The sequence below is a fragment of the Desulfuromonas sp. genome, assembly GCA_002869615.1.
In the GTDB taxonomy this organism is placed as follows: domain Bacteria; phylum Desulfobacterota; class Desulfuromonadia; order Desulfuromonadales; family UBA2294; genus BM707.
In genome coordinates this window covers 61,823-80,283 of the sequence record PKUH01000108.1, presented here as the reverse complement: position 1 = coordinate 80,283, position 18,461 = coordinate 61,823, and the positions used below count along the sequence as shown (strand labels likewise).

The following is an 18,461-nucleotide window of genomic DNA, read 5'->3' as shown; positions in this document are numbered from 1 at the left end:
TTGGCCATGACATTAGGAAGTCTTGAAAACCCGATCAGGGTAACCTGGGATCTGTTCGGTTCCGGCTACGCCGCTGCGGATGAAACTGTCACGACCGTTTTGCAGCGTTTGATCGAGGCCCGACCTTTTTTTGTTCTGCTCGAAGAACAGCCGTTGCTGCATCCGCAGATATTCAAGATTGCCGCTCAACTCAGTGCCCATGGCTGCGGGTTGACATTAATGCTTGATGGCACTCCGGATGAAATCTTCGTTCTTTCCGACCATTCCTTGCATGGTGCTGAGTTGTTGCTTCGGGCCGAACCTTTCTGTACCGACGGCCAACCTGATGAGCAGGCTATTGAAAACGTCATCCGGGAAGTGCGTGACGCCGGGTTCAATCCAGGGCTGTCCCTGGTTCCGGGTCGTAATAATATTGAATTTCTGTTGTCGCTTTACGAGCTATGTTGCAACCTGGAACTTCCCCGGTTTAAATTGCCTAATGTCAGAATTGATAATAATTTCCAGGCCCTTTCCGACCGGGCGCTGCGACCGGATGATCTTGAAAACTTCAGACAAGAAATCTCCGCAAAAGGACATGAAAAGGGTGCTTGTCAGCTTGAAATTCACGATCTTTTTCTCTGGGAGTTGCTGGCCCCGGAACGTTCGGAGAGCCGCAGCGAATATGGTGGCTGCCAGGCCGGCAACAGCCTCGCCCATATCCGTTTCGACGGCGCTGTCTGGCCCTGTATAACCTGGCCAAGTCGTCTCGGTTCGCTGCTCGACTCATCTTTCGCAACGATCTGGGCATCCGCCAAGCGTGCCGGGATTCGTCGAGCGGTGGCCGCGGAACCGGCAGGATGCTCCGGCTGCCAGGATTACGGGATATGTTTTGGTGGTTGCCGTGGTCTGTCTCAAGTTCTCGATATTGCCGGCGGGATCGATCCGATGTGTAAGGGTCCTCGATAATTTATGTCAATCTATCTTGATAATTCTGCAACCTCATTTCCAAAGCCGGAGGCGGTATACCGCGCCGTGGATCATGCTTTTCGTAATTATGGTGCCAATCCTGGTCGCGGTGGTCATCGCATGTCGGTTGAATCGGCCAGAATGGTATTCGACGCCCGGGAAGCACTGGCAGATTTTTTTGCAGTTGATGATTCCGCCCGGATCATCTTGACCTCGGGGGCGACCGAATCGATCAATCTTGCGTTGTTCGGGTTACTTGGCAGCGGTGACCGGGTCGTCACGACGACGATGGAACATAATTCAGTGCTCAGACCGCTGCATGCATTGCAGGACCGGGGTGTCGTAGTCGAGAAAGTATCGGCAGACCCGTCCGGGACTATAGCTGCCGCCGATATTATCGCCGCCTGCCGGAAACCGACCCGGCTTGTTGTGATGACCCATTGCTCCAATGTGACCGGTTCGGTTCAGCCGGTTGAGCAGGTCGCCGCATACTGTCGTGACAATGATATTCTTCTTCTGGTCGATGCGGCGCAGAGTGCCGGTCTGTTGCCGATTTCGCTAAGGGAATCGGGGATAGACCTCCTCGCAACCGCCGGCCACAAGGGATTGATGGGTCCACCCGGGGTTGGCGTTTTGTACGTAAAACCGGGGCTTCAGCTTGAGCCGCTGATCTACGGTGGTACCGGTACGCTGTCGCAGTCAGGGGCGCAGCCTGCAGAAATGCCGGAGCGGTTTGAAAGTGGGACGTTGAATACGCCCGGGATCGCTGGTTTACTGGCTGGTGTTCAGTATCTTAATGAGATCGGACTGGCATCCGTCCGGGAACATGAACAATCTCTTTTGCAGCTGCTGCTTGATGGTCTGGGTTCGCTGGATGATGTCGCTATTTACGGTTCGAGTGATGTTGCCAATCATGGTGGTGCCGTCTCGTTTAATTGTAAAAATTTCGATCCTGCTGAAATTGGTTTCCGTCTTGATAATGAATACGATATTATGGTCAGGGTTGGTCTGCATTGTGCTCCGGATGCGCACCGTACAATCGGGTCGTTTCCGCGTGGTACGGTCAGGGTCAGCCCCGGCTATTACAACAGTACGGACGATATTGAAAAACTTGTTGATGCCCTTGGGCAAATTACGCGATAGAAATGTCATCCTGATCATGGAGGAGATGATGAAGAAATTCGTTTTATCAGTTCTGGTGCTTGTTTTTGCTTTAGCCGCATGTGCCTTGCCGCCGGAAAAGGCAGTGACGCGCGAAGATCTGATGCGCACCGGTATTTACCAGAAATTTATTATCGAAGAGTCACCGGAACAGATTGTTGACATGCTGAATACTTATGGCGAAGCTATTCTTCAAGGTAAACGGAATGTTCCGGGCAAAGATTATCCGGTTAATATTAAAATGCTGGCGACCGCTGAGGGGATTGAGCTCCTCGATTATGATCGATAGACGGGTGCCTTTTTGATATGAAAAAAATTTATGTGCTCGATACAAACGTGTTGTTGCATGATCCGCAGGCTCTGTTCAAGTTTGAGGATAATGATGTCGTTATTCCGATCACCGTGATCGAGGAAATCGACCGTTTCAAAAAGGATCAGAGTGAGACCGGACGCAATGCCCGGCATGTCTCCCGTTTCCTCGATGGTTTACGGAAGAAATCACGTCTTTTTGAAGGGGTCAGGATCGAATCGGGTGGTATTCTGCGGGTACTTCTTTTTACTGAAAATTCGCTGAAGCGCCTTCCGCCGGAATTGCAGGATGATCGCGGTGACAATCGGATTCTGGCGGTCGCGCTCGACCTCAAGGCTGAAGGTGGCAAGGGTATTGTCTTTGTTACCAAGGATACAAACCTCAGGATCAAGGCAGATGCTCTTGGCCTGATCGCCGAGGATTACGAATCGGACAAGGTTTCGATCGATGAACTATATTCCGGCACGAAAGATGTTCTCGTCGATAAAGATGCGATCGACCGTTTTTACAATGACGGTTTTATTGATCTGGATGGTGACTATCTGCCCAACCAGTGTCTGACCCTGGCCGATGCGGCCAATCCGTCACACACGGCTCTCGGGCGTTTTGATGCCACGATGCGGCGCGTTGTGGCCCTGATCAAGGTGCCGAAAGAGGGCGTCTGGGGAATCCACCCGCGTAATCGAGAACAACAGTTCGCCATGGACATGCTGTTGAATGAGGATATTCAGCTGGTAACTCTGGTCGGCAAGGCCGGGACCGGGAAAACTCTTTTGGCGATTGCTGCCGGACTGCTCAAGTCGGCGGACGATGGCCAATACAACCGGCTCCTGGTTTCGCGCCCCGTTTTTCCTCTCGGCAAGGACCTCGGTTTCCTTCCCGGAGATGTTGAAGAGAAACTTGCGCCGTGGATGCAGCCGATTTTCGATAATGTCGAATTACTGCTCGGTTCGGTTGATGAGCAAGGTAAAAGAAAACGGGGCTACCGGGAACTGGTCGAGCTTGGTCTCCTCGAAATTGAAGCATTGACCTATATTCGCGGGCGCTCGATTCCGATGCAGTATCTGATTGTTGATGAAGCTCAGAACCTGACGCCACATGAAATCAAGACCATTATCACCCGGGCCGGTGAAGGGACGAAGATTGTTCTGACCGGTGATCCTTACCAGATTGACAACCCTTATGTTGACTCATCGAGCAACGGCCTGACTTATGTTGTTGAAAAATTCAAAGAACAGGACATCGCCGGGCATGTTATTTTGAGCAAAGGAGAACGCTCCTGCCTTGCAGAACTTGCGGCGAATCTCCTTTGATTTAATGGAGTTGCGACCCAGGTCGTGAAATTACATCAGCTTTTATGCTTGTATTGACGATTGAATCTTCATGTGATGAAACGGCTGCGGCTGTCGTAAAGGACGGTCGACGGGTCCTTTCGAATATTGTCTCCTCCCAGATCGACATTCATTCCCGCTTCGGCGGGGTAGTCCCCGAACTGGCCTCTCGGTGCCATGTCGAATCAATTACCCTGGTCATTGACCAAGCGCTTGAAAAGGCGGGATTGACGATCAATGATATTGAAGGTATCGGCATGACCCGTGGTCCGGGGCTAATTGGCGCCCTGCTCGTTGGCCTTTCGGCTGGCAAGGCGATAGCTTTAGCGAAAAAGCTCCCTTTTGTCGGTTTGCATCATATGGAAGGGCACATTCTGGCCGCATTGCTGGAACATGAAATCGTGTTTCCCTTTCTTGCTCTTGCAGTCTCCGGTGGTCATACTCACCTCTACCGGGTTGACGGGATAGGTCAGTATCGCACCCTTGCCCGGACCAGAGATGATGCGGCTGGCGAAGCGTTTGACAAGGTTGCCAAGCTCCTTGGGCTCGGTTACCCGGGTGGTGCCAGGATAGATGAATTGTCTGCCGGGGGGAACCCTGAGGCAATCAACTTCCCGCGACCGATGCTGCACAAGGGGCTTGATTTCAGCTTCAGCGGCATCAAAACAGCAGTCAGAAATTTTGTCGTTTCGCAACCGGTGAAGAATGAGCAACAGCTTCAGGATCTCGCCGCATCGTTCCAGACTGCGGTTATTGATGTCCTGGTCGCCAAGACCTTCCGGGCGGCCAAGGAGCATCAGCTTGAACGGATTGTCGTCTGCGGCGGCGTTGCCTGCAACCGCGGCTTACGTCATCGGATGCAGGCAACTGCAGAGCAAAGTTCTTGTTTAGTCTATTTCCCGTCACCGGCTCTTTGTGCCGATAACGCTGCAATGCTAGGAGTTGCTGCCGATCATTATCTGGAAAACGGAGCCATCGGTGATTTAGGCATGAATGCCGTTGCCAATTGGCCGCTTGATCAGGCTGGTCAGTAAACGGAGGTCGTTTATCGATGTGGCGTCGCTGGTCGCTGGTGCGACAGACAAAATTGAATCTGCTCCGCTTTATCCGGCTCCACGGTACCCCTGAGGAGATCGCCAAGGGCTTTGCTCTCGGGATTTTTATCGGCATGACCCCAACCTTTGGCGTGCAGATGCCGATCGGTTTCTTCTGTGCCTGGCTTTTTCGCGAAAATAAACTGGCCGCCGTTCTCGGTGTCTGGATCACAAACCCTTTGACCGCTCCATTCATCTATGCCGCCGAATACGAATTCGGACGACTGTTGCTCGGAATGGAGCGCCTGACTCTGCCGACGGAATACAGTTTCGATACACTCAGTCAGGTTAGTTGGGATATTTTGCTGCCTCTGCTGGTCGGCAGTATTCTGTTTGCGATTCTTTTCGGTTCGATCTCCTATGCCCTGACCATCCGTTTTATTCCCTACATCAAAACGATCAGAATTTCCCGTTGGCCGCGTAAAAAAAAGGCGGGTCAATAAAATACAATGGATACGTTTTACCGGACCAAAAAGAAATTCGGTCAGCATTTCCTGCACGAAAGGAAATATATCGACGATATCCTGAATGCTGCTGATATCAAAAAAGAAGAATCGGTGCTGGAAGTCGGTCCCGGGCTTGGTGCACTGACCGATCATCTTCTTGCCGGGGCCGACCGCGTGGAGGTCATGGAACTCGATCGTGACCTGATCGAACGTCTCGAATTACGCCGGGATGAAAACCTGATTATTCATGCCGGAGATGCTCTGGCTTTTGACTGGAAAGCAGTTCTCAAGGCCCCGCCGTATGTTTTCGTTGCGAACCTGCCTTACAATATCTCGAGCCAGATCCTTTTTAAACTTCTCGACCACCGCGAGTTCATTGATCGCGCCGTTCTGATGTTTCAGAAAGAGGTCGGAGCCCGGATCTGTGCCGACCCGGGGACGCGTGATTATGGAATCCTTTCGGTTCTTTGTCAGATGTACTATTCAGTGAAACCGGTTGTCGTTATTCCCGCCGGCGCATTTCGGCCGCCGCCAAAGGTCGACTCAATTGTTGTTTTTTTCAAGCGTCGCGATAAACCCTGTTATCCGATTGCGGATGAACTGTTTTTTCGCCGGATTGTCAAAGCTGCCTTTGCCCAACGCCGGAAAACCCTGAGAAATACCATGAAAGTGACCGGATTCAGTCGTGAGCAGATCGAAGCCGCCTGTCTGAGCAATCATATCGATCCGTCCCGTCGGGGCGAGACGCTGTCTCTTGCCGAATTTGCCGGGTTGGCCAATGACCTTGATATACTTACAAGCGATAAGGGAGATTGTAATGCCTGACCTCGTTGCCAGAGTTAATGGAACTGAAATCAAACGGAGTGATCTTGAGAATGCCGTCCAGGGATATGCCATTGAACAGTTGCATAAAACGGTCGATCAACTGTCCGACCAGGAGCTGAAAGAGTTGCGTGAGCTGGCAATGGAGAAATTACTGGCCCGCGAACTGATCTACCAGGAAGCTTTGCTTTATGGAATTGTTGCTACAGAGGAGATGATCGACGAGGAAAAGTACAAAATCATCGCGAATTTTCCGAGTGAAGACGAGTTTTATGCGACCCTTGAAAAGGCCGGAATTGATGCGATGACTTATCACCGGATGTTGCGCCAGGATATATCGGTCAACCTGCTGACTGATAAGAAAATCGGCGATCTGCCTGATCCTCCGGAAGAAAAAATCGATGAAATCTATCGACAACACCCGGACAAAATGATCCGACGCGGCCGCATCCGGACTTGCCATATACTCGCCAAACTGATCGATGGGAATGAACAGAAAGCTTTGGAGAAAATCCGGAAAATAGAAAAAGAGGTGACCCCGGAGAATTTTTCAGAAATTGCGCGCGCACATTCCGATTGTCCCAGTTCGACAGCCGGTGGCGATCTCGGCTGGTCCCGCAAGGGTGATATGGTGAAACAGTTCGAAGATGTCGCGTTTTCGCTCAAGGTTGGTGAAGTCAGCAATATTGTTGCCACCCAGTTCGGCTTTCATCTGATTCGACTGGATGCGCGCGAGGAAGACGTACCACTCACTATCGATGAAGCACGCCCGCAGATTATCAAATTTATCAAGGATGAGTCGTCCGCCAAAATGCTTCAGAACTGGGTCGCCGAACTAAAAAACCTGGCAAACATTGAGTTTTTTGACAATTAGCAGCAACACCTGGTTGCGGTATCAGAGCTCATGCCTTAACCTGTTTGAGAACAGTTAGTATTTGCTATTCAAGATGATCTATTCAGGAGGCTGCAATGAAATTGATCGTGACATCGAGTGATCGCCGGTCAGCTCAGGAGGATCTGTCGAAAAAAAGGGCGGCAACCCTGGCTCTTCTCGATGAAAAATATCCGGCTGATAAACGGCCGATTGTCCGGACGCTTGCCGATATGCTTGCGTCCCAGACTCCGATTTACTACCTGGCCAGGCCAGAGGCTTCCGAGCAGGCCGACTGGGTCTCTGCGCTGTTCGATTTCCTGAACGGCCGCAATGAGGATGTTGCGGTTGCTCTGCTTCCCCTGGGAGGTCGTGATGGTTCACTTCTCGTGACCAATTGTGCCGACGCTCCTTATCTGGTTCATACGATCCAGATGTGCCTGAATCGGCGCCACATTCATTTCAGGGTTGTGACTCATCCCATTTTCAATGTCGAGCGTGAACAGGAGGGGGTAACAGCAATTCACTCGACCAGTGGACCCGGTAAGACAGAATCGATGATCGTCATCGAACTCGACAAGTCTCCTGCCGAGAACATGGCCGGCCTTGAGGATGAGATTGCTCAGGTCATGCGGGATGTACTGGGCATCAGAGACGACAGTGCAGCAATTGTCGAACGACTGAAGATGCTGGCCGAATGTGATCAGTGTTCCAGTTTCGCCGATTTTTTCAAATGGTTCGGTGAAGATAACTCGGCTCTGTTCGCGTATCGATGTTTACGGATCAGTCCGGAAAAGGATGGTGATCGGCTGGTCGTACCGGAAGAGGGTCTCTCCCTCGGCCTTTATGAAAAGCTGTTTCTCAATTATAAAAGCAAGGTTCGCCCGATTTCCGAGTTCAATCCCCGTTTTCAACAACTGTTGCTGCGTCGGGAGCAGATTGGCATCGAAGTGCTTGAACGGGTCAGCCCGATTTTGCGAGCCGAACAACTGGTTTATCTCGGCGCCCGCCAGGAACTTGAAGACGGAACCTGGCTTGAACATGGTTTCATCGGACTTCCGTCGGAGAGTGCGCTCAGTGACCAGACCCTCAGCGTTCCGGTTCTGCGACAGAAGATCGAGGCCGCCCTGAACAGTCTCGGGGTACCGAAAGGTTCGCATGACTACCGCAAAATAATCGAAATCCTCAATACCTATCCGAAGATCGAGCTCTTCTTCATGGATCAGGCGGAAATCGTTGAAACCGTAAGAACCTTTGCTCTGCTCTACCGGCATGGGATGGTCCGGGTTATTCCGACCAAGGGCCTGGCGATCCGCGGGGTTACGCTGTTGCTGATCATGCCGAAAGATTTTTACAGCGACGACAATCTCGCGCGGATTGAGAGTTTCCTGTGCCGCCACTTCCGGGTTGAACAGGTTTTTACCCGAATCATACATCTTTCACCTGATTACATGTCACTGCACGTTAACCTCCAGCCTGATCGCGATGAAGTTGTTGTCGACATTGACAAGATTGAGCGGGGATTGACTCATATCACCCAGCCGTGGAGCCAGAAGCTTCATCAATTACTGGAGAAAACACTCGGTGATTCCGAAGGCAGCCAACTCTGGGAAAAATATCGTCATTCGTTTGCGATTGATTACAGAGCCCTCATTCATCCGCGGTTCGCCGTGCGGGATATTAAAAACATTGAACGACTGTTAGGGGGCGAAAATGATGTCATTGATCTCTGGGGGCCATTCAGCGGCAAGGAGCAGTACTATCGTCTTCAGTTCTACAGCTGCCGGGAAACTTACCTCAATGAGCTGATGCCATTTCTGGAAAACCTTTATCTGACAGTCATTGATGAAACTGATTTTACGGTACAGATCGACGCGACCACCGTCTATATCAAGTCTTTTTCGATCCGCAACCGGGTCGACCATGCCCTGCCGCTCTCTGAAGTCCGGGAAAACATGCTCGAGACATTGATGGCCCTTCGAACGGGCCAGGTCGAAAATGATTACCTGCACCATCTGTTGGTACTGACAGGTCTTGACTGGCGTCAGGTCGACGTGTTCCGCGGTTATCGAAACTACTATTTCCAGCTCGTGTCACCCTTCACCAAAAAAAGGGTCGCTTTTGCCTTTATCAATAACCCCGAGGTTACTGCCCAGCTTTACCGTTACTTTGCGGCCCGTTTTGAACCGCGGCCGGAATGGGCCTCGATGTCGGAACGTGAAGAGCAGGGATTGATGCCCATACGCATGGCTCTGTCCGCGGCGCTGGAAGCTGTTTCGGATATCAATGAAGACCAGATTCTGCGAGCTTTTTTTAATCTTATCGACTCAACGATTCGAACCAATTTTTTTATTCGTCGGGATTCCGCCGAATACTTTTTTTCATTTAAAATCAGCGCAATCGGCATTATCGAAATGCCGGCACCGCGACCGATGTATGAAGTCTATGTACACTCGGCACTTATGGAAGGTATCCATCTGCGCGGTGGCAAGGTCGCCCGGGGCGGTATCCGCTGGTCGGACCGGCCTGATGACTTCCGAACTGAAGTACTTGGTTTGATGAAAACGCAAATGACCAAGAACACCCTGATTGTCCCGGTCGGTTCAAAAGGCGGTTTTGTTGTCAAAACGCCATTTACAACACGCGAAGAGGGGGCCGAGTTATCGAAAGAAGCCTATAAAACCCTGATGCGCGGCCTCCTTGATTTAACCGATAATCGGATTCATGATGAAATAGTCACGCCGGACCAACTGGTTGCCTATGATGATGTTGATCCATACCTCGTCGTGGCCGCTGACAAAGGGACGGCGCATCTGCCTGACACCGCAAACAGTGTCTCCGCTGAATATGACTTCTTGCTGGATGATGCTTTTGCCAGCGGCGGTTCGGCCGGATACGATCACAAGAAACTCGCTATTACGGCTCGCGGCGCCTGGGTTTCGGTGCAGCGTCATTTTCGCGAAATCGGGATCAATGTACAGACCGACCCGGTGACGGTTATCGGAATCGGTGATATGGGTGGGGATGTCTTTGGCAACGGCATGCTGCAGTCGAGAAGCATCAAGCTGATCGCTGCCTTTAATCACATGCATATCTTTATCGATCCCGATCCGGACCCTGAAAAAACATGGCATGAAAGAAAGAGGCTGTTTGACTTGCCGCGTTCTTCCTGGGCCGATTATGATCAGTCGTTGATATCGGCCGGCGGCGGCGTCTTTGAGCGGGCCGCCAAGGATATTCCTTTGTCCGATCAAATCCGGGAGTGGCTCGGCATCCGCCATGCTTCCCTCGATGGTCAGACCCTGATCCGCTACATCCTGGCGGCCAAAGCCGACCTCCTCTGGAATGGCGGCATCGGCACCTACGTGAAATCTTCAACCGAAAACAATGAAAACGCCGGTGATCGGGCTAACGATCCGGTTCGCATTGATTCCTCACAACTCAGGGTAAAGGTAGTCGGGGAAGGGGGGAATCTCGGAATGACCCAACTCGCACGGATTGAATACGCACTGGCCGGTGGCCGGATCAATACCGATGCGATCGACAATTCCGGCGGTGTCGATTGTTCCGACCATGAAGTTAATCTCAAGATATTGATGGGGCAACTTGCCAAAAATGGGAAAGTCGAATCTCGTCAGGAACGGGATAAAATCCTGTTGTCCGTTACCGATGAGGTTTGCGATGATGTCCTTGCCAACAACTATAGCCAGTCCCTGGCCCTGTCGCTCGACCTGGTTCGCTCCGAAGATGATATTGAGCCTTTCATTACCCTTCTCGATCGCCTGAGTCGGGCTGGTATCCTTGATCGCCGCAGCGAATATCTGCCGTCGGCCAGAGAGATCAATACCCGTACTGATTCCCGTTTGGTAAAACCTGAGCTCGCTATCCTTCTCGCCTACAGCAAGATGCATCTTTACCAGTCTTTGCTTGAAGGTGAACTGGCTTCAGCCGATGTCGTACAGGGATTTCTGCTCGATTATTTTCCGAATGCCATCCAGCAAGATTTCAGGGAAGACCTGTTGCACCATCCCCTGGCACCGGAAATAGTCGCTACGGTTTTGACCAATTACATCGTTGATCAGGCCGGGTGCTGTTTTGTTATGAGCCAGAGTGAACGGACCGGCCGCACTCCCGAAGTGGTTGCGGCAGTCTACTTACTGCTCGATTTGGCAATCGAGAGCTCCGAAATGAGGTCGGCTGTCTTTGCACTCGATAACCGGATGTCGGCCGGGAAACAGCATCAATTGCTGCTGCGGCTCGAAAATACTCTCGACTTTTTGACCGAAGGGTCCCTCTCTGCCACAGTCATTCCGGAATTGAAAACTGAAGTGATCCGGGGGGTGCGTAGCGATTTAGATCAATTTACCGCAACGTTATCTTCCGTGCTCGACTCCGGGACCTGCGAGGCCATGGATGAAGAGGTCGGGCAGCTTGTCGGGCTTGGTATGGAAGAGGCTATGGCCCGTCGCTTTGTCAAGCTGGACGTCCTGAAAGATTTTCTGCCGGTTATGAAGCTCGTTGAGCTGACCGGGAAAGACCTGTTTTCGGTTTTTACGACCTACCGTGATCTCAGGGCATCCCTTGAATTCGACCGGTTGTTCAATCTCCTGTCCGGGATTCACCTGCCGGGCCGTTGGGACAAGCAGGCCCGGCATGCACTGGAACGTCAGTTCGAGTCGATATTCTTTCGGTTGGCACAGGAAATCTGTGTTGGCAACGATTGCAATTGCAATACATTTTTATCCCGGCACCGTTCTACTGCGCGTAAATGGCAAACGCTCTGTCATGAACTGCAGGCGTCGCCACCGGTCAATCTGAACCCTTTTAATGTTCTGGTTGAATTACTGGAGTCAATGACGACTTAATATCAATCTATCGGAGCAGGTATGAAAAAAGAGAGACTCGGCCCGTGCGTAACTTTTTTCCCACAGCCGACAACGATGATTTCAACAGTTGCTGCCGACGGCACGGTTAACGTTATGACTGCGTCGTGGGCCGGCATAGTCAGCAAGACGCCGCCGACCATGGCCGTATCATTGCACTATGGGCGCAAAACCTATGAAAACATCAAGTCCGGTGGCGACTTTGTCGTCAATATGACTCCGGTTTCACTTGCGCTCGCCGCTGATTTTTGTGGCATCCGGAGCGGTCGTGAACAGGATAAGCTGAATATGACCGGACTGACAACCGAGCCGGCTGCCATCGTCAAGTCCCCACTGATTGCCGAATCACCGCTGTCGGTCGAATGTAAATTTCAACTCGAACTGCCGCTCGGTGATTATCGCCTTGTAATTGGAGAAATTGTTGAAATTCATGCCGTTGCCGGAGCGCTCTCCGGCGACGATGCTCCCGATGTTTCAATGTTCGACCCGTTGGTTTATCTCGGTGGCATCAGAGAATACTGGTCGCTTGGCGAGAAGCAGGCAGATGCCTATAAAGATGGATTATCGTTAGAGAAATAGCCAGTTTTGTCTGGACACCCTCCGGACCCTGTGCTATAGAATTACCTCGTTTTTCAAGGTCAGGGTCATGGCCCGTAACCCGTAGCGGAGCCAATATACGACCAGACCAAAATGCATACCGCCTGGATCCTCGGACCGGGACGGAAGGCGATAGCAAAACCGGACAGCACTTTTGTGCCGTCGTCTGTTTATCACGCCTTTCGGGTCCTGTCCTGGAAGGCGTTTTTTATTCTCAAGATATTGAGGAAAGTATGAGTCAAAGAAAATCTGTTCATGATATCCGGGGTATGAAAGAGACCGGAGATAAAATTGCCGTTCTTACCGCCTACGATTACCCTTTTGCCCGACTGATGGATGGCGAAGGGATAGACATTATCCTGATCGGCGATTCGGCCGGATCGGTGGTTGCCGGCTACGATACGACCTTGCCGGTGACCATGGACGAAATGATCTACCATACCAAGGCGGTGGTGCGTGGTAGCGAGCAGGCTCTGATTGTTGCCGATCTGCCCTTTCTCTCTTACCAGACCTCTCGACGCGACGCCCGTCTGAATGCCGGACGTTTGGTCAAGGAGGCCGGGGCCAATGCCGTCAAGCTCGAAGGCGGTGAGAATGTCGCAACAACCATCCGGGCGATTGTCGACATGGATATTCCGGTCATGGCCCATATCGGCCTGACGCCGCAGTCGATTCATCGTATGGGCGGATACAAGGTCCAGGGGCGGGAGGAAGCGCAAGCCTGTCAACTTCTGGCCGATGCCAGAGCGGTACAGGATGCCGGTGCTTTTGCTGTTGTCCTTGAAGGGATTCCGGCAACACTGGCGCGCGAGATTACCGGGTCACTCACAATCCCGACGATCGGTATCGGTGCCGGAATAGCCTGCGACGGGCAGGTCCTGGTGATCCATGATATCCTTGGTCTTTGCGAAAAATATTCACCAAAATTCGTTAAAAAATACGCCGATGTCGCGCCTGTGATCCGGCAAGGTATCAGCGACTATATTAAAGAGGTCAAGCAGGGTGAGTTCCCGACAGATGAGCACAGCTTCAAGTAATTCCGCTCCGCAAGTGATCCACGATATCGGTCGGATGCAGCATTATTGTCTGAAAATGCGTCAAGCCGGGAAAAAGATCGGTTTTGTTCCGACTATGGGCTACCTGCATGAAGGGCATCTTTCACTGCTCCGTGAGGCTCGTCGCCGTAGTGAAATCCTGATCCTTTCAATTTTCATTAATCCGACTCAGTTCGGTGCCAACGAAGACCTTGATTCCTATCCGCGCGATCTCGATCGCGATCTTGAACTTGCTGCTTCCTGCGAAACCGACCTTGTTTTTGCCCCGCTGCCACAGGATGTCTATCCGGGTGGCTATGCGACGTACGTCAATGTTGAGGGTTTGACTGAAACTCTCTGCGGAGCAAGCCGGCCCGACCATTTTCGCGGCGTCACTACGGTTGTCAATAAATTGTTTAATATTGTCCAGCCTGATTCAGCTTATTTCGGTGAGAAAGATTTTCAGCAACTGGCCGTTATCCGTAGAATGGTTCTCGATCTCAATATGCCGGTCGAAGTCATCGGATTGCCGATCGTACGTGAAGCCGATGGTCTGGCGATGAGTTCACGCAATGTTTACCTGTCGCCGGAACAGCGACAACAGGCGCTAGTCCTTTCACGCGCCCTGAATCGGGCTCGTACTCTGGCAGCTGGCGGTGAATTGAATGGTTCAGTTATTTTGAAAGAAATTTCAGAAATGATCGAAAGAGAGCCCGAGGCCCGCATCGATTACCTTAAAATCTGCCACCGGGACTCACTTCGGGAACAGCAGAATGTTGATGCCGATTCTGTCCTGCTCCTTGCGGTTTTTATTGGTAATACCCGTCTGATCGACAACAGTTTCATTCTCCAGGGATAAAAATATGCCAAAGAACAGGGATGCGGCCCGCGCCAATCTGGAAAACCTGTACCGGATATTTACTGTCCCGGAGGCCCCTGATACAACTCTCGGCGCTGTTGATCAGGCGATCACCGAAAACGTCGCGGATTTTCTGCAGACCCATATCGTTGCCCTTGAACGGAGTCTGGAAGAGATCGAGGTCGATTTTTCAAACACCGTGATTCCGGAAGAACCGACTTATGTGTCAGAGTACACCGGTTTCGTCAAGGAAAAGCTGGTTGCCCAATCAGTCCATACCGCCGCTCCCGGTTTTGTCGGTCACATGACTTCGGCGCTGCCATATTTCATGCTGCCGTTGTCGCGCATCATGACTGCCCTGAATCAGAACCTGGTCAAAGTTGAGACCTCAAAAGCTTTTACGCCGATGGAGCGTCAGGTTCTGGCAATGTTGCACCGACTTGTTTTTAGTGCCAATGACTCTTTTTACCGCCAATGGATTCATAACAGCGATAATGCTCTTGGCGCCTTTTGCTCAGGCGGTACTATTGCCAATGTGACGGCGCTCTGGGCCGCCCGGAATCGCCTGTTCGCTCCCTATGGAGATTTTCGCGGAATTGCCCGGGAAGGACTGGCCCGCTCACTTGAATTTCTCGGATGCCGCGATCTGGCCGTACTGGTTTCACGGCGCGGTCATTATTCTCTTGGCAAAGCAGTTGACTTGCTCGGACTCGGTCGAGACAACCTGGTTCTGATCGAGACGGACGCTGACAACAAACTCGACATGGAACATCTACGCCAGGAGACCGCGCGGCTGAAAAATGAAGGAATACGTCCGCTGGCCCTTGTCGGTATCGCCGGGACGACCGAAACCGGTAATGTTGACCCGCTCTCCGAGATGGCTGATTTCGCCGCAAAGGTTGGCTGCCATTTTCATGTCGATGCCGCCTGGGGCGGGCCAACGCTCTTTTCCGACAAGTACCGTCACATCATGAAAGGTATCGAACGGGCCGACTCGGTCACTCTCGATGCACACAAGCAACTTTACGTTCCGATGGGAGTCGGAATGGTTGTTTTCAGGGATCCGACAACACTTACCGCGATCGAACATCACGCCGCCTATATCCTGCGTGAAGGTTCGAAAGATCTGGGCAGTCACACCCTGGAAGGCTCTCGCCCCGGTAAATCAATGCTGGTCCATGCCGGACTTTCCATTATCGGCCGCAAGGGATACGAACTGCTGATCGATACCGGCATAGAAAAGGCCCGTCGGTTCGCTGAAATGATCAAGATGCATGACGAATTCCAGTTAACCAGTGAGCCTGAGCTCAATATTCTGACCTACCTATATTGTCCGCTACCGGTCCAGGATGCATTGTTGAAGGCGACTGTTGCGCAGCGCTGCCGTATTAACGGTCTTCTCGACCAGGTCAACCGTCTGATTCAGAAAGCTCAACGCGAGGCCGGTAAAACCTTTGTTTCGAGAACGCGTTTGCAATTGCCGGCGACCAACCGGAAACTCGTGACAGTGATGCGGGTAGTCCTGGCCAATCCGCTCACAACCGATGAAATACTGGCGGCCGTGCTCGAGGAGCAGACCCGAATTGTGATGCACCCGGAGACCCAGGCGATGATGGCAGAGATCGAGAATATCCGTATGGAAATCGAAGGCATTCCGACAACTTCAGTGTTGTCAGACATGACTCGCTGAGTCGGCAGACCGATGTCCGAACAAATTTATTGCAGTCAATATATCCTGCCGATGACCGCCGCGCCGATTGAGGGCGGGGCGATGCTCGTCAGGGATGGTCGTATCGTAGCCATCGGTTCGGCTGGACAATTGTGCGATGTCGCCCCGGACGCCGAAGTCATCGATTTCGGCGCAGCGATCATCATGCCGCCGCTGGTTAATGCCCATACCCACCTCGAACTAACCGATTTCCCGGAGTGGTTCCAGCATCGTAACTCGGGGGCCTCAACATGCGATTAAGATCAGGGGAGAGATGGGTTCGTCGACTGGATTCTCGAATTAATCCGGATCAAGCATAGTCTCGAACCGGACGATTTGCAGGCTTCGATTCAACACGGAATAAAGACATTGCTGCAGTCAGGGACCGGAGCGGTATGCGATATCCTGTCAGTCCATCTGCTCGATGCAACTTTCCGGGAAACGCCACTTTATGGATGGCTCTGTTTTGAGCTGATCGGTCTCGATGAGGGGATGGGCGCCGTTCTGCCGATGATGGCCAATGACTGGTTGCAGGGTGGCGATTTGCATCGTCTGCAGCGCGGTTTGTCGCCGCATTCACCGTATACGGTCGGACCTCAAACTCTGGGCAAGGTTTCCGAACTGGCTCGCAAGCACAACCGTTTAACAACGATCCATGTTGCCGAATCGGAAGATGAAGCGACTTTTCTTCTTGAATCCGCCGGTCCGATCGCCGCGCATCTCTATCCGGCGGTTGGCTGGCATAAGCCGATGCCGCCGTATCAACGCGGCAGTCTTGAGTATCTCGAGAAAAGTGAAGTGCTATCGCCGCCGGCACTACTCGTTCACGGAGTCCAGTTTGATGATGCTGCCATCAGGGCTCTTGCCCGGGCCGGGGCTTCGGTTGTTCTTTGCCCCCGTTCCAACGCGCGGCTCGGGGTCGGGCGGGCGCCGGTTGAATCGTATCTTTGCCAGGGTGTCAACCTGGCTCTAGGTACCGACAGTATGGCAAGTAATGCAAGTCTTTCGCTCTGGGACGAGATGGAATATGCGCGCGATGTTTATGGTCCGGCTATCGATCCGCTTCAGCTGTTGATAATGGCGACGGTCAACGGCGCACGCGCCCTGCGGATTGATGATCGGATCGGGACGCTGACCGAAGGCAAGGAGGCAAGTTTTCTGGTTTTACAGCCGGCTGAATTGCCGCCGATAGAGCAATTGCCAGATTTTCTCTGTCGCGGCGAGCGGGGCGGCGAGGTGACCCGTCTCTATCTCGACAATATCGATGTTCTCGGCGAAGGAAATCTATAAATGCTGCTTTAACCTTTTACGGAGAGACGAGAGAAGGCAGGATCAAAGTCTGAATCTACTTGATAATAAACCGGCAAAAAAAATCCTGATCAGGTTTATCTTCGGTAAATCGACTGTGTTATAGTTTCTTTATGATTGAAGAAGTGGGGCATGTTATTGAACTCAAGGATAAGGCTGTCGCAGTCGTTCTCTGCCAGAAGAGCAGCTTTTGTGAAAACTGTGCCGCAGAAGGTGTTTGTCATGTCGGTGAAGACAATAGCAGTAAAGCGGTTGAAGTTCATAATCGGCTCAATGCCGGAATTGGTGACCGGGTCAGAATTGCGACCACGACCAGATCTTTTCTCCAGTCTTCTTTCCTTTTATATATCGTTCCCCTGGTCTGTCTGGTTGTTGGCGCGATCGCCGGGCAGTTGCTGGCTGAAAATTTAATCAGCGGCAGCGACCCCGATCTGCTCGCCGCGATATCCGGGACTACTTTTATGACCGCTTCTTTTATAGCCCTCCGCTTTGCCAGCCGATATCTGACGAAAGAGGAGTATATGCCGGTTATTGTTGAAATCGTGGACGCCCAGAGCTCCGGCTGAAATTCGTTTTTTTTCTGCTGTATTCTCACTTCCGTCTGCTGTATCCTGCGCTTTATGAAAATCATCGCCAACAACAAAAAAGCGTATCATGACTATTTTATCGAGGACACCTATGAAGCGGGACTGGTTCTGACCGGGACCGAAATCAAGTCGATCCGGGCCGGGAAGGTCAGCCTCAAGGAATCTTTCTGCAAGATTCGTGGTGGCGAAATTTTTATCGATAATATGAATATCAGTCCCTACGAGCAGGGGAATCGTTTTAATCATGATCCGACCCGCTCACGCAAACTGCTACTCAATCGGGAAGAGATCAACAAAATAACCAAACGGGTCGACGAACGTGGATATACTCTGATCGCGACCAAACTCTATCTCAAGAATGGTCGGGCCAAAGTAGAGGTCGGTATTGGCAAGGGTAAGCATCACCACGATAAGCGTGAGACACTGAAGCGCAAACAGGCTGAACGTGAATCGCAACGCGCGATGCGCGACCACAATTACTGATCTGGATCTTTTCAGTTAGTCG

General features: G+C 51.9%; 17 protein-coding genes. All 17 read left to right on the top strand.

What is annotated here, in order from left to right; genetic code table 11:
• The first annotated feature begins 6 nt into the window (after positions 1-6).
• Positions 7-945: a hypothetical protein gene (locus C0623_12445; protein PLX98477.1), complete on the top strand. Its 939-nt coding sequence runs from the start codon at positions 7-9 to the stop codon at positions 943-945.
• Positions 946-948: 3 nt separating this feature from the next.
• Positions 949-2,088, top strand: a complete 1,140-nt coding sequence (locus tag C0623_12440; protein PLX98476.1) for a cysteine desulfurase — start codon at positions 949-951, stop codon at positions 2,086-2,088.
• Between the two features lie 28 nt (positions 2,089-2,116).
• On the top strand, positions 2,117-2,395 hold the full coding sequence (locus tag C0623_12435) for a hypothetical protein (GenBank protein PLX98475.1): 279 nt from the start codon (positions 2,117-2,119) through the stop codon (positions 2,393-2,395).
• Positions 2,396-2,412: 17 nt separating this feature from the next.
• Positions 2,413-3,729 carry a phosphate starvation-inducible protein PhoH gene (locus tag C0623_12430; GenBank protein ID PLX98474.1) on the top strand — a complete coding sequence of 439 codons (1,317 nt, stop codon included), beginning with the start codon at positions 2,413-2,415 and terminating at the stop codon, positions 3,727-3,729.
• Between the two features lie 44 nt (positions 3,730-3,773).
• Positions 3,774-4,781: a tRNA (adenosine(37)-N6)-threonylcarbamoyltransferase complex transferase subunit TsaD gene (tsaD, locus tag C0623_12425; protein ID PLX98473.1), complete on the top strand. Its 1,008-nt coding sequence runs from the start codon at positions 3,774-3,776 to the stop codon at positions 4,779-4,781.
• 17 nt (positions 4,782-4,798) lie between these two features.
• A complete protein-coding gene (locus C0623_12420; GenBank protein PLX98472.1) occupies positions 4,799-5,284 on the top strand; it encodes a DUF2062 domain-containing protein in 486 nt (161 codons plus the stop codon).
• Positions 5,285-5,290: 6 nt separating this feature from the next.
• A complete protein-coding gene (locus tag C0623_12415; GenBank protein PLX98471.1) occupies positions 5,291-6,112 on the top strand; it encodes a ribosomal RNA small subunit methyltransferase A in 822 nt (273 codons plus the stop codon).
• Positions 6,066-6,983 carry a hypothetical protein gene (locus C0623_12410; GenBank protein ID PLX98470.1) on the top strand — a complete coding sequence of 306 codons (918 nt, stop codon included), beginning with the start codon at positions 6,066-6,068 and terminating at the stop codon, positions 6,981-6,983. The genes C0623_12415 and C0623_12410 overlap by 47 nt, the downstream gene beginning before the upstream one ends.
• Before the next feature lie 95 nt (positions 6,984-7,078).
• The gene (locus C0623_12405) at positions 7,079-11,845 is read left to right on the top strand and encodes an NAD-glutamate dehydrogenase (GenBank protein PLX98469.1); all 4,767 of its coding nucleotides are present in this window, start codon (positions 7,079-7,081) and stop codon (positions 11,843-11,845) included.
• 21 nt (positions 11,846-11,866) lie between these two features.
• Entirely contained in the window at positions 11,867-12,442 is a 576-nt protein-coding gene (locus C0623_12400) for a hypothetical protein (GenBank protein PLX98468.1), read from the top strand.
• 251 nt (positions 12,443-12,693) lie between these two features.
• Positions 12,694-13,497: a 3-methyl-2-oxobutanoate hydroxymethyltransferase gene (panB, locus tag C0623_12395; protein PLX98467.1), complete on the top strand. Its 804-nt coding sequence runs from the start codon at positions 12,694-12,696 to the stop codon at positions 13,495-13,497.
• The gene (locus C0623_12390; protein ID PLX98466.1) at positions 13,478-14,353 is read left to right on the top strand and encodes a pantoate--beta-alanine ligase; all 876 of its coding nucleotides are present in this window, start codon (positions 13,478-13,480) and stop codon (positions 14,351-14,353) included. The genes panB and C0623_12390 overlap by 20 nt, the downstream gene beginning before the upstream one ends.
• A gap of 4 nt (positions 14,354-14,357) precedes the next feature.
• Positions 14,358-16,043, top strand: a complete 1,686-nt coding sequence (gene panP / locus C0623_12385; protein ID PLX98465.1) for a putative pyridoxal-dependent aspartate 1-decarboxylase — start codon at positions 14,358-14,360, stop codon at positions 16,041-16,043.
• 12 nt (positions 16,044-16,055) lie between these two features.
• Complete coding sequence (locus C0623_12380; GenBank protein PLX98464.1) at positions 16,056-16,322, top strand: hypothetical protein; 267 nt, start codon at positions 16,056-16,058, stop codon at positions 16,320-16,322.
• 30 nt (positions 16,323-16,352) lie between these two features.
• Entirely contained in the window at positions 16,353-17,351 is a 999-nt protein-coding gene (locus C0623_12375; GenBank protein ID PLX98463.1) for a hypothetical protein, read from the top strand.
• A gap of 131 nt (positions 17,352-17,482) precedes the next feature.
• Positions 17,483-17,935, top strand: a complete 453-nt coding sequence (locus tag C0623_12370; GenBank protein PLX98462.1) for a hypothetical protein — start codon at positions 17,483-17,485, stop codon at positions 17,933-17,935.
• Positions 17,936-17,989: 54 nt separating this feature from the next.
• Complete coding sequence (locus tag C0623_12365; protein PLX98461.1) at positions 17,990-18,439, top strand: SsrA-binding protein; 450 nt, start codon at positions 17,990-17,992, stop codon at positions 18,437-18,439.
• The last annotated feature ends 22 nt before the right edge of the window (positions 18,440-18,461 follow it).